Here is a 22216-nt window from a genome sequence, read left to right as displayed (position 1 = left end):
TTCGCTCATCTTGATGATGAGCGAAATGCTTCGGCTAATAATTTGATTAAGACAATTTTTGTTGTTTGTCTTCTACCTATAATTACTCAGTTTTTAACAAAAATTTGCCTGTCTGAATTCTAACGTATAAACTCAAACAAATTATTAATTGTTATAAAAGGATAATAAAGCAATGCGTATATTACATACTATGATTCGAGTTGGCGATCTACAGCGCTCAATCGATTTTTATACTCGTGTAATGGGAATGCGGGTGTTAAGAACTAGTGAAAATACTGAATATAAATATTCACTTGCATTTGTTGGTTATGGTGATGAAATAACTAGCTCAGTTATTGAGTTAACTTATAATTGGGGTACTGATAAATACGAGCATGGTTCGGCGTTTGGTCATATAGCTATTGGTGTTGATGATGTTGCTAAAATGTGTAATGATGTCAAACAAGCTGGAGGAAAGGTAACGCGCGAAGCGGGACCTGTAAAAGGTGGCTCAACCATTATTGCTTTTGTTGAGGATCCTGATGGCTATAAGTTAGAGTTGATCCAAAATGATCAGGCTGATAAAGCGTTAGGTAATTAATTTATTCCATAAAAATATCGCCACTTTTTGGGCGATATTTTTCATCTTATTTCGAATTATTCCCCTAGCAAATCTATTAATAATTGCCTATTGATGATAGCTTGTTTTGGTTGCTCAAGGCTGGCAGCGGTAATAATGGAACTTAAGGCATTTAATGAAGTGTCAAAATCATCGTTAATAATGACATAGTCATATTCGTTATAATGCGAAATTTCAGATCGAGCTTTTTGCATTCTTTTGACAATCACATTGTTGTCATCTTGTCCTCGTTTAACTAGGCGGTTTTCAAGCTCTTTGAGCGAAGGTGGTAATATAAATATGCTTTTTGCTTGTGGCATTTTTTTGCGTACTTGCCTTGCACCTTGCCAATCAATATCCAAAAAAACATTAATTCCTTGCGATAGGCTTTGTTCTATTTCGGCTTTAGATGTTCCGTAATAGTGATCAAATACGTTGGCATATTCGACAAATGCTTGCTGATCAATTAAAGATTCAAAGTGTTTGTGATCCACAAAGTAATAGTGTTCACCATGCGCTTCTCCTGGGCGAGGATCACGCGTAGTATGCGAAATTGATACTTTAGCTTGATGTTGATTTTTTTGAGCTAGATAAGCTTGGATCAGGCTTGATTTGCCTGCACCACTTGGCGCAGAAATAATAAATAGAGTTCCTGTATGCATAGATATATTTGTCACATTAATTGTTATTAAGTTATTTTGATTGTCATCAATATTAGTTAAGCGATATTATAACAAAATTCGACAATATATTGTGGCTTATTGTAAATTAAGTTATTAAATTAATGTTTTGTTTTTAGTCAAAATAGACTTAAATAGTCAGTTTTAATATGTATTTGCAATATAGGCAATATTAATCTATAACATATTGTTATTATTAAGGAATATCTATGCCATTATCATTTAAAGATGGAGTTTATGCTTGTGTCCCAACACTATTGGGGTATATCGGTATTGGTATCGCTGCTGGTGTTGTGGGTAAATCGGCAAATTTATCGGTACTCGAAATTACATTACTGGCTATTATTGTTTATGCAGGCGCTGCGCAGTTTATTATTGCTGGATTAATGATAGTAGCTACGCCTATTTCGGCTATTATTTTTACGGTTTTTTTAGTTAATTCACGTCATTTTTTGATGAGTATGGCAACAGCGCCAGCTTTTCGCAAATCATCGTTATTAAATAATATTGGTATCGGTAGCTTATTGACCGACGAAAGTTTTGCCGTGGCAATAAATGCGATGACAAATAAAGTGCCAGTTAATGTTGCTTGGATGCATGGACTTAATTTAACGGCTTATATTACTTGGATTTTGTCTTGTTTTCTTGGTGCTTTAATCGGAGAGTGGTTGCCTGATCCTATGCAATTTGGCCTAGATTATGCTTTAGTTGCCATGTTTATTGGTTTGCTCTATTTGCAATTGATCAGCGATAATAGCAAAAGTCTTAAAAATCGGCTTTTAGCCATGTTAACCGTTGCTGTTTTGCTAATTTTCTTAATGCGTTTTGTGTCACCTGAAATGGCTATTTTAATCAGTACGTTTGGTGGTTGTTTTATGGGTATGGCAATGGAGAAAAAGCATGACAACTTATAGTTTATTGATTATTTTAGGTTGCGGGTTAGTAACTTGGTTGCCAAGAGTGATTCCATTTATATTGGTTCGCAAGTTTCAGTTACCTAATGTTGTGACTCAATTCTTGTCATATGTACCTTTATGTATTTTAACAGCACTATTTGTGCAAAATTTATTTGTGGCAAAAGAAGGGTATTTTCCAGATTTTAATGTGGAATATTGCTTAGCGACAATTCCAACCGTAATTGTCGCCTTTTTGACTAAGAATCTGATGTGTATTGTAGTTACTGGTATGTGCTTTATGGCGTTAATTCGCTATTTTATGATTTGATTTGTATCAATCAATAACTTAATTTTAATCATTATTGTGAGTTCAAACAAAAACAGGGCAATTGCCCTGTTTTTCTTGTTATATTTTTTTATGTTCTTTCTTTTTGTTCAAGTTTACTAATCGATTTTAATATCTTTTCTGCTTCGCTGTCTTGGCCTAGTTGAGTGAGATAATTAGCCATCGCTTTTTGATAGGCCATATTATTTAAAATGGCTCTTGGTTGTTCATTCCACCATTTTACTAGTGTTTGTGCATCACTATTAGTCGATAATTGCTTAATTCGACCAATATAAGCTGCTTGTTTAAACTGATCTAGTTGCGATTCGCTGTACACTTTAGCTTTGTACATTGCAGGTAATAGGTCAATAATCGCTTGATAATCACCCATTTCATAATAAAGTTGATCTGCTAATCTAAGTACTTCAGCATTGCGAGGTTTTTCGTTTAGTAGCTGATCTAATGTGATGCGTGCAGTAGTGTATTCGTGGTTTTTTAGTTGCAGTCTAATTTGTACTAGCTGAAAGGCAAATAACTCATTAGGTTGGCAACTTTTAGCGGCTTGTTCTAGTGACTGATTAGCGGGGATTAATTCATCATTATCAATTTGAGCTTGTGCCGCAAGTAAATACGATAAGGTGGTATTTTTTGCCCCTTTGGCACTTTTGATAAATAGTTTAGCAGCTTGTTTATAATCACCTTCAAGTAATAACATTTGTGCTTGTTCAACACGTTTTATTGATTTTTTGGGCGACTTTAAGCGTAGCCAATTGCCTAATGCTGTTTTAGAATTAAAAATTTTATTCAACAAACAGTAAATTAAATAAAGGCAAAGTAGACCAACTAATTCAAGTATCATAAATGAATTAAATGACATACTGACACGATATTTGGCAAATTCAAATACCGCTGAACCTTGGTGCCCTTGTAATAATGGTCCCAAAAAGAATCCACCCACTAGCACTAAGAAAATAATTAGTATTTTTATCATTATTATTCTCCTATTTTGACAACATTGAGCGAACGCGGGTTTGCATTAATTTTTCAAGTTCGCCAATGCTAGTTAGGCTTTCAGGCACATTTTGATTGCTGATTGATTGATTTTGCAAATTCTCAAGTTCATTAATAAATGCTTTAACGCTTGGAGCATTCCCATCAAAATAAGCATTAACCCAAATTGCGGTTTCATTTAGTGCACGTTGGTAAATAAGTTCTTGATGTCTTGGTACGGCTTGCGCTGCAATCAATAAACGGAAGCGGATGTTTTCACGTAGGTAAAGCGACTGTTCCAAATTCAGTGGTGCTTTTAATATTTGGCATTTGACGATTTGTTTTTCGTCTTGTCCTGCTTGTTCTAAGCAAGCCTTAAAGTTGGTCTCTTTGTCATCAAGTTTTTCTATGGTGATAAATTTATCCATAAAAGTCTTGGTACTGTTTAATAAATTATCAGACCAATCGTTAACCGATGATGATACCTCACTATTATTATCATTAGCTATATTGCTAATGTTTGTTTGTGGTGTGTTTGTAGCATCTTCGGCATATTGTGTCATGCCAAGATCGATATCTTTATAATTACCTACTAAAGGTAATTCGGTAAGCGATTCTGATAAACCGATTAAATTCATAATAATGCCATCGGTATCAGTAAAGCTTACTTGAGCAAGTGAATTAATATCCTTACTAATTGCTTGTCTTGCAGGCAATAGGCTTGGGTCATCAGCTTGGGTTAGGCTTTCGTCGGCACTTTTTAGTAGTAATCGTGCGGATGTGTAGTCTTGGTCACTCCAAATTTTACGTCCAGCTAAATGTACTAAGTAATTGGCTTGTGAAATTAACCAAACATTGTGATCACTTGTTGACATTGCTGCTAAGCGTTCATTGATATTTTGTAAGCTTTGTTCTGTCAACTTTTGTGAATCATTAATTTGAGTTGTTAATTGTTGCTGTAGCTGTTTTTGATCACTCAGTTTACGATCAACACGCTGTTCTAGTGAATTGAATTGCTGATTTTGTTTATTAACTGCGTCGGTAATACTACTTTGTAAATCATTTGTTATACTTTGCTTGGTTGTTTGTTTTAAATTGGCCAGTTCAGTTTGTAATATTGAGATGGTTTTTTTTTGTTTTTTAATTTCCTGTTGACCATAATAAAGCCCCAAACCACCTAAGCAAACGGTTAATGCTATAGCAATTATTGATAGTTTTGAAACGGGTGATTTGCTTGTGTTATTAGTGTTACCGCTAACACTGTTATTAGGTTGGGATTTAGATTTCACTGATGGATTGGATTGAGTGGTTGTTTGATTTTTTTTATCTTCTTTCATAGTGTTATTCGCTTCATTTTGAACCGCTGTTATCGTTATTTGACTAAACGAAGTTGTGTTTATTGTTGAAAGTGTTGCATTGGCACCGTAATATTTTGGTGGCATAAATAACCTCATTTAGATTTCTAGAAATTTATGTTGCATTATGACATAGAGTTAACATTGTTTTAAATAAATTTTAATTATTGTCTTAATAAGCAAGTGTCATAGATTATTTATATTATCGGCTATAGTATAATTTATCATAACAGATTTAAAAATATTTTGATTATTTGCGTTATTGACCAGTAAGATTTTTTGCCAATTAAGTTGTTTCGCTTTTGCAAAAATTCGTTGACTTGTTACCACAAGATTAGCATGCATTTTATGTTCAAGATTAATATATAACTCAAGCTGGATTAAGTGTTCTAAACTAGTGATAATGATGATTTGATTTTCAATATTACTAGATAATATCTTTGGCGGGTAGGTGATTGGTTCACGGCAGTAACACGTTATTGATTTTACCTTGGCTTTTCGATTTGTTAGTGTTTGAGCTAATAATTGCCGACCTGAATTACCGCATAAAATTAAAACAGTATGATTTTGTACAGATTCTTGTTGTAGTTTTATCAATAATCCTTCACTGTTTTCTTGCTCTGGATAATTGACTTTAGTTGTGGTGAGCTGATTAAATAATTGTGCTGACTTTTTTCCTATTGCGTAATACCGAATATTAGTTGGTAATATTAGATTGCCAATATAGGCTTTAATGATGTGTGTAACTTGTGGTGAAACAACGATCACAATATCGTTAGGTAAAAGTTTATTCAGTTGTTGTTGTAAATTTAGTAGGTCATTGCCTTGTGAAATAGTAAAAAATGGAAGATGTTGTACAGGCAAATTTGCTTGAGCAAATAGTTGGGTAAGGTTTTCACCCTCTGGAGAGGGTCTAGTTACATAAATCATCCGCCATTTAATTCCTTTAATATTGCTTTTGCACCTTGATCTAATAAGCGTTTTGCTAATTCTTGTCCTAACTTTTTGGCTTCAGTTATACTACCTTCTAATGTCCCTTTGATTATTCTAGAACCGTCAATGCGTCCAACAAGGCCTTGTAGTGATAAAATATTGTTATTTAATTGGCTATAACTAGCAATGGGCACTTGGCATCCGCCTTGTAAGGCTTTATTCATTGCTCTTTCTGCTTCAATACAAACTCGGCTATGTTTGTCATCAAGCACTGAAAGAATTTCTAATATTTGCTTATCATCTGATCGAGTTTCAATACCAATAGCACCTTGTCCGACAGCAGGTAAAATTAAGTCAGTATCAATATATTGTTTGATTCTGTCTTCTAATGTTAAACGCTTTAACCCCGCTGAGGCTAAGATGATGGCATCGTATTGCTTATTATCCAGTTTAGCTAAACGAGTGCCGACATTGCCACGAAGATCTTTAATTTGTAAATGGGGATATTTTGCCCGCAATTGACATTGACGTCGTAAACTTGATGTACCAATTATCGCACCATTGGGTAGCTCATCTATATTTGAATATTTATTTGAAATGAAGCTATCACGTACATCATCTCGCTTGCAAATTGTGGCTAGTGTTAATCCTTCAGGAAACTCAGCAGGGATGTCTTTTATTGAATGGACTGCAATATCTGCTTCGTTATTTAATATTGCTTGTTCTAGTTGTTTTACAAAAAGACCTTTACCACCAATTTTTGATAAAGGGCTGTCTAGCAATACATCACCTTTAGTTACCATGGGAATTAATTCCACAGTCAAATTTGGGTGATTAGTTAAAATTTGTTGCTTAACAAAATTTGCTTGCCATAGCGCTAATGGGCTTTTACGAGTTGCAATGCGAATGTTCAATTAATTTCCCTATTTTTGGTTTAGGTGATTTATATTTAATGAGTAATTTCTACACTAGTGTGATTAATATGATCACCTGAAAGTCAATATGGCCTGATAGGGTGTGACTGTATCAGGCTATTTGAATTTAAGTTGTTATTCTAAATTGTCAACAAAGCTAACGGCATAACCAATATAGTTAGCTGGTGTTAACTGTTTTAATCGTGTTTTTTCACTTTCGGGTAGATCTAATGAGTCAATAAATTCTTGCATGCCTTTTGCATCAACTCTTTTGCCTCGAGTTAATTCTTTTAATTTTTCGTAAGGTTTTTCAATACCATAACGGCGCATTACTGTTTGAATTGGCTCGGCTAATACTTCCCAGTTGCGATTAAGTTCTTCAAGTAAGTGGTCTTGGTTGACTTCGAGTTTGTTTAATCCTTTTAGGGTTGATTGATAAGCTATAATGGCATAACCAATACCTACACCTAGATTACGCAACACTGTAGAATCGGTTAAATCACGTTGCCAGCGGGAAATCGGTAATTTGCTACCTAAATGGTTCATAATTGCGTTGGCAATCCCTAAATTGCCTTCTGAATTTTCGAAGTCAATAGGATTAACTTTGTGTGGCATAGTTGAAGATCCAATCTCGCCAGCAATAGTTTTTTGTTTAAAGTGATTTAGTGAAATATATCCCCAAATATCTCGATCAAAGTCGATTATTATGGTATTAAAGCGTGCTACACAATCAAAGAATTCGGCAATATAGTCATGCGGTTCTATTTGGGTGGTATAAGGATTCCATTTTAGTCCTAGCGAGTTAACAAAATTCTCACTAAATTTATGCCAGTTCACTTGCGGATAAGCAACCATATGTGCATTATAATTACCTGTTGCACCATTAATCTTACCTAGTATTTCAACCGATTTTAGTTGTTTTAATTGGCGCTTTAAGCGGTAGGCTACATTAGCAAACTCTTTACCTATGGTTGATGGCGTAGCGGGTTGACCATGTGTTCTTGAAAGTAGCGGTAAATCACGATAAGCGATAGCTTGTGAGGTGATTTTATCAATGAGTTTATTCCAATATGGCACTAAGACAGCTTCTCGAGCTGTTTTTAGCATTAACGCATAAGATAAGTTGTTAATGTCTTCTGATGTGCAGGCAAAATGGATAAACTCATTAATGGCGTGTAATTCTTCATGAGTGCTTACTTTTTCTTTTAGAAAATATTCTACAGCTTTAACATCGTGATTAGTGGTTTTTTCGATTTCTTTAATGCGACTTGCATCTTGCATACTAAATTGGTCTACAATTTGATTAAGATGATTAATAGCTGATTGACTTAATGTTGGAACCTCTAAAATATCTGCTTGTGAAGCTAATTTTTGTAGCCAACAAACCTCGACCTGAACACGGTATTTTAATAAACCATATTCGCTAAAAATGGTACGTAACTCTGTGGTTTTGTCACCATAACGCCCGTCAATTGGCGAAAGGGCAGTGAGTGCAGATAATTCCATCGGTTTTACTCCGTTACAATATTTGAAATATCAGTTATAAAGTGCAAATTAGTTTGCGCAATTAATTTGGTCTAATAGCTCTTGTGCTGCTTTGCAAATGCGTTTACGGCAAAAAAGAAACTGAAAACGATTTCCACCAACTTGATACCATAAAATAGCCGATCGAACACATCCCAAAAGAGCTGTTCTTACTTTTGCTTGTACCAATGTGTTTTGTAAAAATTCGATTTTCCCAACAACTTTTATTTTTGTTGATATTGGGCTGATGATATCAGAATAAATTCCGGCTAATGAATAGGACAGATCATCAATATTAGTACTAATAGTTTCATCATTTATGTCTAGATAAAGCCCTGAAATGCGTTTTAATCGTTGGTCAATTTTATCTAATGCGTCATCATTTTTTAATAATTTGCTAGTAATGCCAATTGTACCAAACAGGTAACGAATAATTTGGACTTGTTCTTTTTGTCCTGATAATAATAATTGTATTATTGTTTGTAATCCTGTTTTGATATTTTTAATACCATCATAAACATCATCCGTTGTTTTTGGCGAGGTTTTAAACAAGCTTTTTATTGCTTGTTCATAAAGTGTAGCATTACAAACGCCTGTGTTAGCAAGTTGTGGCACCAGTATTGCACTTTGTGTCGCACCAGCGAGGGCAATAGCAATATGGTGGTATTTATTATTCACGTTAGTCTTCCTTACTGTTTGTAATTCGTTCTTCTATAATACCACCACCAAGACATACTTCATCTTTATAAAAGACAGCAGACTGACCTGGTGTAACAGCTACAACAGGATTATCAAATATGACTTTAATTTTGTCATCGGTTAATGGTATTACTTGGCAGGCTATGTCTTGTTGACGATAACGTGTTTTTACAGTACAGCTAAATGGTTTTGTTACTACTTTACGATCAACCCAATGAAGTTGTTGAGCAATTAATCCTTCAGAAAGGAGTGCTGGATGATCGTGGCCTTGTGCCACAATCAATTCGTTATTGGTAAGATCTTTGTCAACAACATACCATGGTGTGTCGTCAGCTTGTTTTAAACCACCAATACCAAGCCCTTTGCGTTGCCCTAATGTGTGATACATCAAGCCTTGATGTTGACCAATAATCTCGCCATCAATAGTGCGAATGTTACCTGCTTGAGCGGGTAAATATCGTGCTAAAAAGTCACTAAATTTACGTTCACCAATAAAGCAGATGCCAGTTGAGTCTTTTTTAGCAGCGGTCGCTAAACCAAGCTGTTGTGCAATTTTTCGCACTTCAGGTTTTTCGAGTTCACCAACAGGAAATAAGCTTTGGTTTACTTGTGCTTCGCTAAGGGTGTAAAGAAAGTAGCTTTGATCTTTGTTATTGTCGATCCCTCGTAATAATTCTACTTTATCACCTGTTTGACGTTTACGGACATAATGCCCTGTGGCAATAAAGTCTGCGTCAAGATCTTCGGCCGCATATTCTAAAAACGCTTTAAATTTTATTTCTTTATTACATAAAATATCAGGATTTGGCGTTCGGCCTGCTTTGTATTCCGATAAAAAGTGCTCAAATACGTTGTCCCAATATTCGGCAGCAAAATTGACAGTATGTAATTTTATATTTAATTTGTCACAAACTGCTTGCGCATCGGCTAAGTCAACGGCGGCAGAGCAATATTCTTCTGTGTCGTCTTCTTCCCAATTTTTCATAAATAGCCCAACAACATCATATCCTTGTTGTTGTAATAAATAAGCAGAAACTGAAGAATCAACGCCACCAGACATTCCGACAACGACTTTTTTTCGAGTGTTTATATTTGGCATAATATTATATTAATAGGTAAAACTAATAAAAAATTTAGTGCTAATTCTAGCATAACTAGCGAAAAAAGCATAAAGTTATGCTGACAACGATTGTTAAGTTAATTTATTTTTTATAATAGCTTTACATTGATTTTATACTGAAACACATAGTTACCTGAAACTTTTTGACATTTTTTACTTTGGTATTCATAGAAAAAAACGAGAGTTAAATACATTAAAACAGCCTTACCGTCGAAGCCGATAAAGCTGTAATTAGCCCAAGCTTAAATGGGTTTTAGTTAAGATCTTTTAGAAGATAAACTACATGCCCAATAATTTTAAATTCTTGCGGTTCATGCTTATCCCCAATAATGGTTGGATACTTAGGATTGTCGCAAAGTAAAGCTAAGTTTGCTCCTTGATTTTGAATGCGTTTTATACTGATTTGATCCTCATATTCAACAGCATACAAATAGCCATCGATCGGTTTGTAATGCGCTTTATCAATAATAAGAATATCATGATTTGATATTGTTGGCTCCATGCTATCACCTTTTGCCCATACGGCGACTAAGTCTTCGTAATTACAGCCTTGATGCTTTATTAAATTAATATCAAATGGGATTGATTCGATTTTTGAGTAAGATTTCACCATATTATTTAAATGGTGGAATGGAATATATACTGAATCTTGAGTATCTGAATCAGATAATAATCGACATTTTCCTTTTCCAGTTACTAACCATTCAATAGGAACATTACATTTTTGGGCTATGATGGCTAATCTATTTAGTGATGGGTAGGTTTTACCTGATAAGTAATCTCTTATTACAGCTTCTGACATGCCAACTTTTTTAGCAAAGGCATTACCTGAAAGACCTTCTAACACTAGGCTTAATCGATTTTTAAAATTAATGACCCCTGTATTAGTTAGGGTTCGTGTTTTTTCTTTTTCGATTTGGTTTTTTATTTCATTTTCGAACATTTTTTCCTCTATTCCATTTTTTTATTGTTTTTATTGTTTTAAATCGTTTTTTTCTGTGTTATTCTGTTCTATATAAATTCATATCTTTTGAACATTGTATTATCGATAATCTTTACAATAGTAAGAATTTAACTAATAGAGGATCTCATAATGAGAGAGCAAGATCAAGACTGGGCACCATCTAGAGTTGTAGGCGAAATTAAAATTAGAGGCGGAAATTTAAGAGCATTGTCTAGAGCTAGTGGTTTGCAGGCTGATACTTTAAGAAACGCATTATATCGTCATTGCCCTAAGTATGAACGAATTATTTCTGATTATTTACAAGTACCTGTCGAAAAAATTTGGCCTACACGTTATCCGACTAAGGCTAAATAATGATATTAATTTAAATGATAAAAAGACGCTAAATTAAGCGTCTTTTTACTTTGTTATTCGACATATTTATGCGTTATTTTTTAGCTTGTTCAGCCGCTTTAACAATTGCCGCAAAAGCATCAGCTTTTAGTGATGCACCACCAACTAATGCGCCATCAATGTCGGGTTGAGTAAATAGTTCAGCAGCATTTTTATCATTAACTGAACCACCATATTGAATGGTTACTTGTTGTGCTACTTTTGCATCTTGTTTAGCAATATGATCACGAATGAATTTGTGAACAGCTTGTGCTTGTGCTGGAGTTGCAGATTTGCCAGTTCCAATAGCCCAGATTGGTTCATAAGCAATAACCGCACCGTTAAATGCTTGAACACCAAGTGCTTTTATTACAGCATCAATTTGGCGTGCGCAAACAGCTTGTGTTTGACCAGCTTCGTTTTCTGCTTCGGTTTCGCCAATACATAATACAGGCACTAAACTAGCTTCTTTAATTACACCAAATTTTTTTGCAATAAATTCATCAGATTCTTTGTGATAAGTTCGGCGTTCAGAATGTCCAATAATAATATGAGTCACGCCAATTTCTTTTAACATGTTAACTGATACTTCGCCAGTAAAAGCACCTGACAAATTAATACCAACATCTTGTGCTCCTAAAATAATATTAGATCCACTTAATTGGTGTTTTACAAAATCAAGGTATACAACAGGTGGTGCAATTGCAATATCACATGCTGTGTCGTTTGATAGCTCACTTTTTAGTCCTGCGACTAAGCTTTTAGCCATATCCAAACTACCGTTTAATTTCCAGTTACCCATAACGAGAGGTTTTCGCATAATTTTCTCCAACTTAAGATTTAAAAAGGTGTTGATTTTAGAATGAATTCGGTATAATGATTAGCATTATACACCAAATAATTTGAGCTTGAGGAAAAATATGTCATTAGAAATACTAAATCAATTAGAAAGTCGAATCCAACATACTATAAATACTATCAATACATTACAACAAGAGATTGCAACCTTAAGAAAAGGCAATCAAGAGTTAGAGCAATTAATTAATGATAGTTCAGATGAAATGAAAGCACTACGTGACGAAAACGAAAAGTTAAAACAAGATCAGCAAGTATGGCAACAACGTATTCAAACTTTATTAAGTAAAATTGGTGAAATTACACAATAATTGATTCGACTTTATGAACGCGACTTATGTCGCGTTTCTTTTATATTTTATTTACTATAATGTTGAAGATTAAGTCTAATGCGACAAAAGCTAAAATCACTTTGGTTGACCGAAACGATCCATTTAATTGAAACAGAATCTGGGCAGTTTGCTGATCAAGATATCAACCGACAAGTAAGAGCCGAACAAATATCGCTTTCAGATCGAATTGTGATGCGTGCAATCATGTTGTCTAAACAAAATGGATTGTATTTGGCGCAAAAAGTACTTTTGCGATCGGTAAAGTTGTCTTTTGTATTATTGCTGTTACTATCTGTTTTTTTAGGTGGTTCATTAGCATTGGGGGCGTTAAGTCAAAACCCTATCAATTTGTATTGGGCGCTTTTTAGTTTATTAGGAGTTCATTTAATTACGCTAACTATTTGGCTTGGTTCGTTTTTCCTCTTTTCCAATTTTGGTGGTAGTTTGTTGATTCATTGTTGGTTATGGTTGGCTAAAAAGCTTTCTCAAAAAAAGACAGTGCAACAACTGATCCCTGCATTTGTTGAACTATTTGGCTCTCGTATTCGTTGGCTTATTGGATTTGTGCTTAACCTGTTTTGGACTGTGATTTTAAGTTGTGCATTATTAGTTTTAGTTGTGCTATTTTCAACTAAGCATTATAGTTTTGAATGGCAAACCACTTTGCTCAGTTCTGATACGATTATTGGTTTAACTCATTATTTAGGCTATTTACCGTCATTACTTGGCTTTGAAATTCCAAAAGACGAAGTTATAAAACTAAGCGAACATGCGTTAAGTGCTGGTGAAATTCGATCATCGTGGGCTGTTTGGCTGTTAGGTGTATTTATTGTTTATGGATTAATGCTGCGGTTTTTGTGTATGGTGTTTTGTGGTGTTAATTGGCTTATTAGTAGTCGTCGAATTCAGCTAAATATCTCTCATCCTGATTATCAAATATTAGCAAATCGGTTGCAGCCATTATTTGTGAATATTGAAGATGCTGATAAATTAGGTCACAATAGTCACCAGTGGCATTTTTCAACACATTCAATAGAAGCTGCTGAAGGTAATTTTTTGGTTGCCATCGATGTGCAAGAAAGTTGGCATTACCCTGAGTCTGTCTCATTTTTAGGTTTTTTAAATACCCGTGAACAGCGCAGTAATATTTTAGATTATTTGCAATTAACGCCAGCTCAAAAATTATTAATTGCGGTTGATACCGATAGAGCGCCAGATAGGGGAGTATTGAATTTTATTAATCAACTGATCAATAAATCTCAGCAAACTCGTATTTGGTTTATTAATCAAGGTAAACAGTATCATAATTGGCAATCATTATCTTTACAGTTGGCTCAACCTGACTGGCTAAGCGAGGCTCTGTAAAATGCTATCAACATTAAAATTAGCAGTGGTTGGTCATGCCAATGTCGGCAAAACATCTTTACTACGCACCTTAATTCGTAATAGTCATTTTGGAAATGTATCTGATAGCCCTGGCACCACAAGACACGTTGAATCAATAACATTGCCACTTGAGCATAATAAATCAATAATTTTTTATGATACCCCAGGATTAGAAGACAGTTTAGCACTTTATGATTATATTAACCAATTACTTCCTACTAATGCAAAACTTGATGGTGTCGATAAATTAACATTTTTTTTACAAAGCCCAGAGTCTGAAAACGTATTTAATCAAGAAGCTAAAGTCATTAAGCAACTACTAAATAGTGATGCGGCTATCTACGTGATAGATGTACGAGAGCCAGTATTGGCAAAGTATCACGATGAATTAGCTATTTTATCCAATAGTGATAAGCCCATATTAGCTGTTTTAAATTTTACTGCAGACAACAACCAAAATGAAAAGGAATGGAAAAGATTGCTGTCACGCATTGGGATTCATGCTATTATTAGGTTCGATGCTATATTTCCTCCTATGGATGGTGAAGAACGTTTATATCATAGCCTTGCCTTACTGGTTGAACCTGCTAAGGTTATATTAGATAACTGGCTAGATAAAATTGCACAAATTCGTAATTCTCGAAATCAAACCGCTAATCTGATTATTGCCGAAACACTCGTTGATGTTACAGCCTTTTATGAAATGGCTAAAACAGAAGATGTGCAGGCAATTGCTGATATGCAAGATAAAGTTAGAAAGCGAGAACAAATAGCGATCAATGAATTATTAAAATTGTATCAATTTGATTCAAATCAAGAAAGTGAAGAGAATTTACCTTTAATAAAAGGTCGCTATAATGCTGACCTATTTAATATTGATGCTCTAAAAATGATGGGTACTCATTTGACTAAAGGCTTTGTTCAGGGGGCGACAATTGGTGCTAGTATTGATTTAGCGACCGGAGGTATCTCACTTGGCTCAGCAGCGTTAATTGGTGCCGCAGTTGGTAGTTTAATGCAGACTGCAAAACATTATGGTTCTAGAGTTCGGTATCAGCTTTCGGGATATAGAAAGTTAAGTGTTGATGATGTTATTATTTGTTTTCTTTCTTTGCGCTTAATTCGCCTTAAAGAAAGTTTGAATCATCGTAGCCATGCGGACACTAGCCCAGTTAGGTTATCTAAAATAGATAAAACTGAATGGGAAAAAGGCGTGTTGCCTAAAAGCTTAAAATTGGCTAGGCGTTATTCGTATTGGTCAACGTTAAATAAAGGAACAAAAAGAAATGATAAAAAAAGACAATCAACTATTAGGGACGTTGCTCGGCAACTGTACTAACGTGAAAAAACGTTTTTTAATAACTATATTGTTTTTTTCTATTTTCATGTTGTTTGGTTGTAGTACTACCCAACGTCAGGTTTCTATTAAGAAAACTAAACCTAGTCCTAATCTAACCATGTTAGCTAAAATAGAATCTCACTATAAAAAATGGCAAAACACGCCATACCGTTATGGTGGTACGACTTTAGCTGGAAGTGATTGTTCAGGTTTTGTAATGAACTTTTTTAAAAATAAACTTTCAAAAAACTTACCAAGAAGTGCTGCTGAACAAGCTCGGTTGGGTGTTAAGGTAAACACCCCTAAAGCAGGTGACTTAGTATTCTTTAAGACAGGTCGCAGCCGTAGTGGTCTACATGTTGGAATTTATTATGCAGATGGCAAATTTTTACACGCTTCAACATCAAAAGGTGTAATTTATTCAAACTTAAATGATAGTTATTGGAAAAAACATTATTGGATGACGCGTCGTATTATGGGTAGCTAAATTTTTTTCGTCATTATTCTCAATGAATAATTCAATTTTAACGGCTCATAATAAAAATAAAGCTCTTTAAATTAGCTAATATTTAAAGAGCTTTAGAATAAGCAGTTAATTTAAATTTTTCCTTTTTCTTTTAATTCACGCATTACATTTGCAACGTAAAGCATTTCGCTAGGCGAACCAAGCGATATTCGACACCAATTTGTTGCTGGTGCGAAATCTCTACCAATTAATACAAAATTATTTTTCATTAGTTCTCGATAATCTTTCAAATCAATTGGGCTTTTGTGAAACATAAAATTAGTTTGGGATTTTAAATAATGCAAACCTAGTTCAGACAATGCTTTTTCCATAATTTGCCTTGATACATCAACCGCTTTTTTAGAGTATGTTAAAAAGGGTTGATCATCTATTGATGCGAGAGCTGCGCAAACACCACAGTAATTAAGTTTTTCACCAGCAACATATTGAGCTATATTCTTAACATTTTCAACTGAACTGACCACATAACCCACTCGTAACCCTGCCATAGCATGGATTTTTGAGAATGTTTTAAGCAATATAATATTGTCACAACCTTGTGTAATTAATTTATCCACCGATTCAAATGCAGGATCATTAACAAATTCAGCATAGGCTTCGTCAACAATAAAAATAGTATTTTTAGGCTTACTTTTTATCCAAGATTCAATTGCACTTGTAGCAAAAACTGTCGAAGTTGGATTGTTTGGATTAACCAAATAAACAATTGAAAATCCATTATAGTTTTCAGCAGCTTTTTGTATGCCTTTTATATCAATCTGCCAATCTGGCAAACTTGGTACTTTGGTAATTTTTAAATTAAAGATCTTTGCAAAATGTTCTCCATCACCATAAGTAAGTTCTGGAATGACTAATTGAGTATTTGGCTTAACAAATGCAGCAATAGCACTACGAATTCCTTCTGAGGACCCCGCAGTTAATAAAATTTGAGTATCATCGACTTTATGATGTTTAGCTAATCGTTTATTAAGCAATGGCATTTCGGCTTTGGCATAGCGATTAGCTTTTGGTACAGCATCAATTACAGCTTGTTTTGCACGTGGCGACATACCAAGCGCATTTTCATTAAAGTTGAGCCTTACTGGATTATTAATATCAGGTGTTGCTACATTTTCAAGCATAGGTAGAGAGAATGAAATCGAGTTTTGTGATTCTATTGCATGAGCTTTAGATAATAATTGATTAATAGATAGCCCTGCAATTGCTGCACTGGAAAATGTGATTAATTTTCTTCTACTGACGTTTAAATTGGATATCATGATTCACCTCCCATTTAATTAATTTTTATGTGGTCAATTATTAATCATGCAAAAATAATACCAAGTTTTTAATAATCATTGGATAATTGATTTATATAGTACTCAATAACATAAAGTTAGTGATATTAGCTTGTTATATGAACTATAGTGATCGGAATATGCACAATTCTAGTGCTTTATTGCTCAAATGCGGTAATAAAAAAGGACTGTTATTAATAACAGCCCTTTATAATGGTTTGTAATTACCTGTATAGCTATTGTTAGCTATCTGCTGGGTGTTTCAATATCCGAATAGGTTGCTAGCATCTGTAAGAATTTATATTTAGAATTTGCCATTTTTGTTGAACGTTCATGCAAGGTATTTGCAATTACAGGTTCAAGTGTTTCTAAACGACGGAAACGTTGTTCTTTTAGTAAGATACCAGTTAATGACTCACTAGTTGGTGTTTTGGAATCTAGCACTAATCCTGGTTTGCCTTCTGCCATACGGCGTGGGTCGTAACGATACAAAGGCCAGAATCCTGATTTAACTAGATCTTTCATTTGTTCATGCGATTTAGCCAGATCATAGCCATGTTCCTCACAAGGACTATAAGCAATAACTAAAGATGGTCCATCATAAGCTTCGGCTTCTTGTAATGCTTTAAGTGTTTGATTTAGTTGCGAGCCTAACGCAATTTGTGCTACATATACATGACCGTACATCATTACACTAACACCAAGATCTTTACGTGCTTTATGCTTACCTAAATCAGCAAATTTTGATACAGCGCCCATTGGAGTGGCTTTTGATTGTTGGCCTCCAGTGTTGGAATAACACTGAGTGTCTAATACCAATATATTTACGTTATCAGTTAAGCTCATAACATGATCAAGCCCGCCGAATCCAATATCGTAAGCCCAACCATCGCCACCAATAGCCCAAACTGATTTATCTACCAAATAATTTGCACCTATCATCAACTCTTGTGCTTGCGAAGAATCTAAGTGTGCAAGCTGTTCACGTAATAACTCGACTTGTTGACGTTTTTCCGCTATAGAGGTTTCTGGTGATTTTAAGGCGATGACTATTTCGGGCGAAATATCACCAGCAACATAATCAAGCAAACGTAACGCCCGTTTTTTATGTTGGTTATAAGTAATACGATATCCTAATGCAAACTCTGCATTATCTTCAAATAATGAGTTTGCCCAAGCAGGTCCACGACCATTTCGATCAGTAGTATAAGGCGATGATGGAAGGTTGCCACCATAAATTGATGAACAGCCAGTGGCATTGGCAATCGCTAAATGGTCACCATAAAGTTGGGTCAACAATTTGATGTATGGTGTTTCCCCACAACCTGCGCAAGCACCCGAATATTCAAATAACGGTGTAAGTAATTGCGATGTACGCACATCAATGCGTCCAAGCGTGCTAATATCACGATCAGGCAATGCAGTAAAGTACTCAAAGTTAGCTCGTTGAGTCTCAAGATTATCGATACGTGATTGCATGTTAATGGCTTTAATTTCAAAATTATTACGATCACGAGCTGGGCAAACTTCGACACATAAGTTGCATCCAGTACAATCTTCTGGCGCTACTTGTAGGACGTAGCGTTGACCTTTCATATCACGGGCTTTTACTTCAAGTGAGCTTAATGAATCAGGCGTATTGATCATTTCATCAGGATCAACAACCTTAGCTCGAATAGCCGCATGAGGACAAGCAACCGCACAATGATTACATTGGGTACACAGTTCGGGTTGCCAAATAGGGATCTCTTCAGCAATGTTACGTTTTTCCCACTTAGTTGTACCTATAGGCCAAGTTCCATCGGGCGGAAATGCTGATACAGGCAAGTTATCGCCTAAACCAGCTAACATTGCAGCAGTGACTGTTTTAACAAAATCAGGCGCGTTAGCAGGTACAATAGATGGCATTGTTGAACTGCTTTGATCAACACAGCTAAGTGGTATTTGTTCAAGCGAAGCTATAGCTAAGTCGAGCGCTTTCCAGTTATTTTCAACTAAATCTTGTCCTTTACTGCTGTAACTTTTGGCAATGACTTCTTTTAATTGGGCGATATTAAAATCGTTTTTAAAAATTCCAGCTAGATGAAAGAATGCCGCCTGCATAACGGTATTAATTCTTGCGCCTAAATTACATTCACGAGCTATTTTTGCCGCATTGACAATGTAAAAGTGTGCTCGTTTTTGTATTAATTGTGCTTGCACTTCTTTAGGTAGACGATGCCAAACTTCATCTTTGCTATACGGCGTGTTAAGCAAAAAGATACCATCGTCCTTTAACTTATCAACAATTTGATATTTATCGATAAACTGATCTTGGTGGCAGCCAATAAAGTGTGCGCTGGTAATTAAATAGGGTGAATCAATTGGATCTAAGCTGACTCGTAAGTGTGAAGTCGTCAAACCTCCTGCCTTTTTAGAGTCATATACAAAATATCCTTGCACATAAAAAGGAGAATTATCACCAATAATTTTAATATTATTTTTGGTTGCAGATACCGTGCCATCACTACCAAGCCCATAAAATAACGCTTCAAGTGCAGATTTTTGTGGTATCGATTGGTTAGGTAAAGGTAAAGAAAGCCCTGTTATATCATCATAAATACCAACGGTAAAACGTGGCTTGGGTTTATCTAATCCAAGTTCAGTAAAAATGGCAAGTACACACTTAGGATCAAATTCTTTAGATGATAACCCATAGCGTCCACCTATAATAAGAGGCATAGTTGCGCGTTCTTTGCGCGACAGGCTTTCAGCAAATGCGGTCATAATATCTAAATAAAGCGGTTCGGCTTGGGCCCCTGGCTCTTTAGTTCTATCAAGCACAGCAATTTTATCAACAGTACTTGGAATAACTTCGAGCAGATGATTGGCTGAAAATGGGCGGAATAGCCTAACGATCACAATCCCGACTTTTTCGTTTTGTTTAAGTAAAACATCCACTACTTCTTTGGTGGTGCTAGCACCAGATCCCATAACTATAATAATATGCTCAGCATCACTAGCTCCATAATATTCAAAAGGTTGATACTTTCGGCCTGTTTCTGCTGCAAAAGCATCCATAGCATCAACAACATGTTGATAAACATTATCATAATAAGTATTTATCGCTTCTCGACATTGAAAGTATGTATCAGGATTAGCTGATGTACCTCGAGTTACTGGTTTATCAGGCGTTAATGCTCGTGAGCGAAAGGCTTTAATAGCTTCGTGTGGTAATAAATTACGGATTTGGTCATCACTTATTGGATAAATTTTATTAACTTCATGTGAGGTTCTAAATCCATCAAAAAAATGAACAAAAGGAACAAGGCTATTAAAGCTGGCCATTTGCGAAATTAAAGCAAAATCCTGCGCTTCTTGCACTGAGCTAGAACAAAGCATCGCAAAACCAGTTTGCCTAATTGCCATCACATCAGAATGATCGCCAAAAATTGAAAGAGCATGCGTTGCAACGGTACGTGCTGCAACATGCAAAACAAAAGGAGTCAGTTCGCCGGCTATTTTGTACAGCGATGGGATCATTAAAAGCAAACCTTGTGATGAAGTAAACGATGTTGCAAGTGCACCTGTCATTAATGAACCATGAACGGTTGCAATTGCGCCTGCTTCGGACTGCATTTCAATCACTCTTGGTGTATCACCAAATACGTTTGGCTTGTTAAATTCTGCCCAAGTGCCAGCTTGCTCGGCCATAGTTGAGCTTGGTGTTATTGGGTAAATAGCAATGACTTCGTTTGCTCGATAAGCGACGGATGACACCGCACTATTAGCGTCTGATATGATCATTAAAAAACCTTTTATTTTATAGTGTTAGGACATAACTAACTTATTATAAATTTGTATTATTGTATCAGAAACTAACATAGCTTTTCGTTATTTTTATGTTAAATTTTTTATCATTACCACTTTAGACAAAAGTATTGATAAAAAAACAAAAATCAATTAATTTAAAAAATCAAGCATATTTTTGGTTAAATAATAGATAGATAAAATAATAAAAATACTAAAACGGAAAAAGATAAAACAAATGAATATGAAAGAAAAATGCGGTTGTCAACGCGATGGGCTTGCTATATTTCCTGTGCGTTATACTGTTATTCCTACCGATCTTAATCGTTCAAAACCTTCATGGGCAAATTTAGATGGAGTCACAACAGTCCCCCCTAAATGATGATTACCAATATCATATTCGCCGAATAAGGGAAGGATTCATTTATCTTCATTTGCCTAGTCTTGTACAAAACTCACTAGACGAAGTTAATTTAGCTGATATTGATAAAAGTTGGATTGTTTATGAAGTCAATAACAAGGGGCAGTTGACTTTACAACATTCCATTTTTAGTGCTCCAACAGCGGAACACAACAATGATGATTCTTATAAATGTCCTAATTTAGATCAAAATCCAGAATTAACTTCGTTTATTACTATACCTAATTCATTCCGTCACGAAAAAGCTTACATTGCTTATAGTGAATTTCCGTGGACCAAAGAAATGTTGCTTGAAAGCACCAGATCTCCATTACCAAGAATGCAAGAAATCAATATTCAAGCATGGAAAAATCAGCAACAACACGCAAGTGCGAGGTCGCCACTGAAGACTCATTAAAGCAAATTTTAGATTATGATTTTGATTTTATAACAGATCGACTAATGCCCGATAATCAACAAGGTAATGAAATATACCCTATATTTTTAAACCATGATGATGGTATGTCCACACTTTTTAGTACCAAAAAGATAAGGTCATCGATTTCTTTTGTATTCAATCGGCGACTGGTAATTTAATGTTGAATGAAGTCGATTATAATTAAACCAATCCACATAGTGATTAAATTCCAATTTAAGTTGCGCCAGTGAATCAAAAATAGTATTTGACACAAATTCTGTTTTCACTGCTTTGAATGTGCTTTCTGCAATTGCGTTATCATAGGGGCTGCCTTTGCGACTTAAGGACCGTTTAATTCCAAATGCTGTTAAACATTCATCAATCAAATGATTATCAAACTCTTTTCCTCTATCAGAATGAAACAACTCAATCGTCTGTAAGTTCATTGGAATTTGACTCATAGCTTGCATGACCAGTGCCGCTGTTTTATGCCTGCCAGCACTTCGCCCCACTATTTCTCGATT

Annotated in this window: 23 protein-coding genes; 10 read left to right on the top strand and 13 right to left on the bottom strand. The window is 35.1% G+C overall.

Annotation, left to right across the window (positions count from 1 at the left end):
• The first annotated feature begins 172 nt into the window (after nt 1-172).
• Complete coding sequence (gloA, locus tag A9G37_RS02890; RefSeq protein ID WP_034910998.1) at nt 173-580, top strand: lactoylglutathione lyase; 408 nt, start codon at nt 173-175, stop codon at nt 578-580.
• A gap of 56 nt (nt 581-636) precedes the next feature.
• Here gloA and gmk read toward each other — a convergent pair whose 3' ends face one another.
• The gene (gene gmk, locus A9G37_RS02885) at nt 637-1260 is read right to left on the bottom strand and encodes a guanylate kinase (protein ID WP_034910995.1); all 624 of its coding nucleotides are present in this window, start codon (nt 1258-1260) and stop codon (nt 637-639) included.
• Between the two features lie 227 nt (nt 1261-1487).
• On the opposite strand from gmk, the gene A9G37_RS02880 reads away from it, so the two are divergent.
• Both A9G37_RS02880 and A9G37_RS02875 read left to right on the top strand, forming a co-directional pair.
• Nucleotides 1488-2192 (top strand): AzlC family ABC transporter permease, encoded by a 705-nt coding sequence (locus tag A9G37_RS02880; protein WP_034910993.1) that lies wholly within the window; start codon nt 1488-1490, stop codon nt 2190-2192.
• Nucleotides 2179-2502 (top strand): AzlD domain-containing protein, encoded by a 324-nt coding sequence (locus A9G37_RS02875; RefSeq protein WP_034910991.1) that lies wholly within the window; start codon nt 2179-2181, stop codon nt 2500-2502. The genes A9G37_RS02880 and A9G37_RS02875 overlap by 14 nt, the downstream gene beginning before the upstream one ends.
• Nucleotides 2503-2590: 88 nt before the next feature.
• On the opposite strand, the gene A9G37_RS02870 is transcribed toward A9G37_RS02875, so the two are convergent.
• The 8 genes from A9G37_RS02870 to A9G37_RS02835 form a co-directional block, all read right to left on the bottom strand.
• Nucleotides 2591-3490, bottom strand: a complete 900-nt coding sequence (locus tag A9G37_RS02870) for a heme biosynthesis HemY N-terminal domain-containing protein (RefSeq protein WP_034910989.1) — start codon at nt 3488-3490, stop codon at nt 2591-2593.
• 10 nt (nt 3491-3500) lie between these two features.
• Nucleotides 3501-4931: a uroporphyrinogen-III C-methyltransferase gene (locus A9G37_RS02865; protein ID WP_065574561.1), complete on the bottom strand. Its 1431-nt coding sequence runs from the start codon at nt 4929-4931 to the stop codon at nt 3501-3503.
• A 99-nt stretch (nt 4932-5030) separates the two neighbouring features.
• Nucleotides 5031-5774: a uroporphyrinogen-III synthase gene (locus A9G37_RS02860; RefSeq protein WP_034910987.1), complete on the bottom strand. Its 744-nt coding sequence runs from the start codon at nt 5772-5774 to the stop codon at nt 5031-5033.
• The gene (hemC, locus tag A9G37_RS02855; protein ID WP_065574560.1) at nt 5771-6691 is read right to left on the bottom strand and encodes a hydroxymethylbilane synthase; all 921 of its coding nucleotides are present in this window, start codon (nt 6689-6691) and stop codon (nt 5771-5773) included. The genes A9G37_RS02860 and hemC overlap by 4 nt, the downstream gene beginning before the upstream one ends.
• Nucleotides 6692-6826: 135 nt before the next feature.
• Nucleotides 6827-8197 carry an adenylosuccinate lyase gene (gene purB, locus A9G37_RS02850; protein WP_065574559.1) on the bottom strand — a complete coding sequence of 457 codons (1371 nt, stop codon included), beginning with the start codon at nt 8195-8197 and terminating at the stop codon, nt 6827-6829.
• Nucleotides 8198-8245: 48 nt separating this feature from the next.
• Nucleotides 8246-8893, bottom strand: a complete 648-nt coding sequence (hflD, locus tag A9G37_RS02845) for a high frequency lysogenization protein HflD (protein WP_051634187.1) — start codon at nt 8891-8893, stop codon at nt 8246-8248.
• Between the two features lies 1 nt (nt 8894).
• On the bottom strand, nt 8895-10013 hold the full coding sequence (mnmA, locus tag A9G37_RS02840; protein ID WP_065574558.1) for a tRNA 2-thiouridine(34) synthase MnmA: 1119 nt from the start codon (nt 10011-10013) through the stop codon (nt 8895-8897).
• 274 nt (nt 10014-10287) lie between these two features.
• Entirely contained in the window at nt 10288-10977 is a 690-nt protein-coding gene (locus A9G37_RS02835; RefSeq protein ID WP_065574557.1) for a LexA family transcriptional regulator, read from the bottom strand.
• A 150-nt stretch (nt 10978-11127) separates the two neighbouring features.
• Between A9G37_RS02835 and A9G37_RS02830 the strand changes: the two genes are divergently transcribed.
• Entirely contained in the window at nt 11128-11352 is a 225-nt protein-coding gene (locus tag A9G37_RS02830; protein WP_034910980.1) for a helix-turn-helix domain-containing protein, read from the top strand.
• A gap of 73 nt (nt 11353-11425) precedes the next feature.
• Here A9G37_RS02830 and tpiA read toward each other — a convergent pair whose 3' ends face one another.
• Nucleotides 11426-12190 (bottom strand): triose-phosphate isomerase, encoded by a 765-nt coding sequence (tpiA, locus tag A9G37_RS02825; protein WP_065574556.1) that lies wholly within the window; start codon nt 12188-12190, stop codon nt 11426-11428.
• A 100-nt stretch (nt 12191-12290) separates the two neighbouring features.
• Between tpiA and zapB the strand changes: the two genes are divergently transcribed.
• The 4 genes from zapB to A9G37_RS02805 all read left to right on the top strand — a co-directional run bounded on the left by zapB (nt 12291) and on the right by A9G37_RS02805 (nt 15769).
• Nucleotides 12291-12536 carry a cell division protein ZapB gene (gene zapB / locus A9G37_RS02820; protein ID WP_034910977.1) on the top strand — a complete coding sequence of 82 codons (246 nt, stop codon included), beginning with the start codon at nt 12291-12293 and terminating at the stop codon, nt 12534-12536.
• A gap of 78 nt (nt 12537-12614) precedes the next feature.
• Nucleotides 12615-13922 carry a DUF2868 domain-containing protein gene (locus tag A9G37_RS02815; RefSeq protein WP_065574555.1) on the top strand — a complete coding sequence of 436 codons (1308 nt, stop codon included), beginning with the start codon at nt 12615-12617 and terminating at the stop codon, nt 13920-13922.
• 1 nt (nt 13923) lies between these two features.
• Nucleotides 13924-15282, top strand: coding sequence for a DUF3482 domain-containing protein (locus A9G37_RS02810; protein ID WP_034910972.1), 1359 nt, complete (start codon nt 13924-13926; stop codon nt 15280-15282).
• Nucleotides 15230-15769 carry a C40 family peptidase gene (locus tag A9G37_RS02805; RefSeq protein ID WP_080702319.1) on the top strand — a complete coding sequence of 180 codons (540 nt, stop codon included), beginning with the start codon at nt 15230-15232 and terminating at the stop codon, nt 15767-15769. The genes A9G37_RS02810 and A9G37_RS02805 overlap by 53 nt, the downstream gene beginning before the upstream one ends.
• Before the next feature lie 110 nt (nt 15770-15879).
• On the opposite strand, the gene A9G37_RS02800 is transcribed toward A9G37_RS02805, so the two are convergent.
• On the bottom strand, nt 15880-17067 hold the full coding sequence (locus tag A9G37_RS02800; RefSeq protein WP_065574554.1) for a pyridoxal phosphate-dependent aminotransferase: 1188 nt from the start codon (nt 17065-17067) through the stop codon (nt 15880-15882).
• Nucleotides 17068-17331: 264 nt separating this feature from the next.
• A complete protein-coding gene (nifJ, locus tag A9G37_RS02795; protein ID WP_065574553.1) occupies nt 17332-20871 on the bottom strand; it encodes a pyruvate:ferredoxin (flavodoxin) oxidoreductase in 3540 nt (1179 codons plus the stop codon).
• Nucleotides 20872-21112: 241 nt separating this feature from the next.
• Here nifJ and A9G37_RS12475 point away from each other — a divergent pair, with 241 nt between their 5' ends.
• Entirely contained in the window at nt 21113-21256 is a 144-nt protein-coding gene (locus tag A9G37_RS12475) for a type II toxin-antitoxin system PemK/MazF family toxin (RefSeq protein ID WP_141671021.1), read from the top strand.
• Complete coding sequence (locus A9G37_RS02790; RefSeq protein WP_141671020.1) at nt 21228-21692, top strand: toxin VasX; 465 nt, start codon at nt 21228-21230, stop codon at nt 21690-21692. Before A9G37_RS12475 ends, A9G37_RS02790 begins: the two co-directional genes overlap by 29 nt.
• A gap of 137 nt (nt 21693-21829) precedes the next feature.
• Here the strand turns inward: A9G37_RS02790 and A9G37_RS02785 are convergent.
• Nucleotides 21830-22216 (bottom strand): integrase core domain-containing protein (locus tag A9G37_RS02785; protein ID WP_141671019.1); only part of this gene is annotated, 387 nt, incomplete at its 5' end.

The organism is Gilliamella sp. GillExp13 (genome assembly GCF_001690815.1).
Taxonomy (GTDB): Bacteria; Pseudomonadota; Gammaproteobacteria; order Enterobacterales; family Orbaceae; genus Gilliamella; species Gilliamella bombi.
Note: the sequence above shows the minus strand (reverse complement) of the source record. Positions and strands in the feature narration are given on the sequence as shown.

Bases quoted from the DNA above. Each gene is read 5' to 3' on its own strand.
- gloA (WP_034910998.1), top strand. From the start codon at position 173: ATGCGTATATTACATACTATGATTCGAGTTGGCGATCTACAGCGCTCA.
- gmk (WP_034910995.1), bottom strand. From the start codon at position 1,260: ATGCATACAGGAACTCTATTTATTATTTCTGCGCCAAGTGGTGCAGGC.
- A9G37_RS02880 (WP_034910993.1), top strand. From the start codon at position 1,488: ATGCCATTATCATTTAAAGATGGAGTTTATGCTTGTGTCCCAACACTA.
- A9G37_RS02875 (WP_034910991.1), top strand. From the start codon at position 2,179: ATGACAACTTATAGTTTATTGATTATTTTAGGTTGCGGGTTAGTAACT.
- A9G37_RS02870 (WP_034910989.1), bottom strand. From the start codon at position 3,490: ATGATAAAAATACTAATTATTTTCTTAGTGCTAGTGGGTGGATTCTTT.
- A9G37_RS02865 (WP_065574561.1), bottom strand. From the start codon at position 4,931: ATGCCACCAAAATATTACGGTGCCAATGCAACACTTTCAACAATAAAC.
- A9G37_RS02860 (WP_034910987.1), bottom strand. From the start codon at position 5,774: ATGATTTATGTAACTAGACCCTCTCCAGAGGGTGAAAACCTTACCCAA.
- purB (WP_065574559.1), bottom strand. From the start codon at position 8,197: ATGGAATTATCTGCACTCACTGCCCTTTCGCCAATTGACGGGCGTTAT.
- mnmA (WP_065574558.1), bottom strand. From the start codon at position 10,013: ATGCCAAATATAAACACTCGAAAAAAAGTCGTTGTCGGAATGTCTGGT.
- A9G37_RS02835 (WP_065574557.1), bottom strand. From the start codon at position 10,977: ATGTTCGAAAATGAAATAAAAAACCAAATCGAAAAAGAAAAAACACGA.
- A9G37_RS02830 (WP_034910980.1), top strand. From the start codon at position 11,128: ATGAGAGAGCAAGATCAAGACTGGGCACCATCTAGAGTTGTAGGCGAA.
- tpiA (WP_065574556.1), bottom strand. From the start codon at position 12,190: ATGCGAAAACCTCTCGTTATGGGTAACTGGAAATTAAACGGTAGTTTG.
- zapB (WP_034910977.1), top strand. From the start codon at position 12,291: ATGTCATTAGAAATACTAAATCAATTAGAAAGTCGAATCCAACATACT.
- A9G37_RS02815 (WP_065574555.1), top strand. From the start codon at position 12,615: ATGCGACAAAAGCTAAAATCACTTTGGTTGACCGAAACGATCCATTTA.
- A9G37_RS02810 (WP_034910972.1), top strand. From the start codon at position 13,924: ATGCTATCAACATTAAAATTAGCAGTGGTTGGTCATGCCAATGTCGGC.
- A9G37_RS02805 (WP_080702319.1), top strand. From the start codon at position 15,230: ATGATAAAAAAAGACAATCAACTATTAGGGACGTTGCTCGGCAACTGT.
- A9G37_RS02800 (WP_065574554.1), bottom strand. From the start codon at position 17,067: ATGATATCCAATTTAAACGTCAGTAGAAGAAAATTAATCACATTTTCC.
- nifJ (WP_065574553.1), bottom strand. From the start codon at position 20,871: ATGATCATATCAGACGCTAATAGTGCGGTGTCATCCGTCGCTTATCGA.
- A9G37_RS12475 (WP_141671021.1), top strand. From the start codon at position 21,113: ATGAATATGAAAGAAAAATGCGGTTGTCAACGCGATGGGCTTGCTATA.
- A9G37_RS02790 (WP_141671020.1), top strand. From the start codon at position 21,228: ATGGAGTCACAACAGTCCCCCCTAAATGATGATTACCAATATCATATT.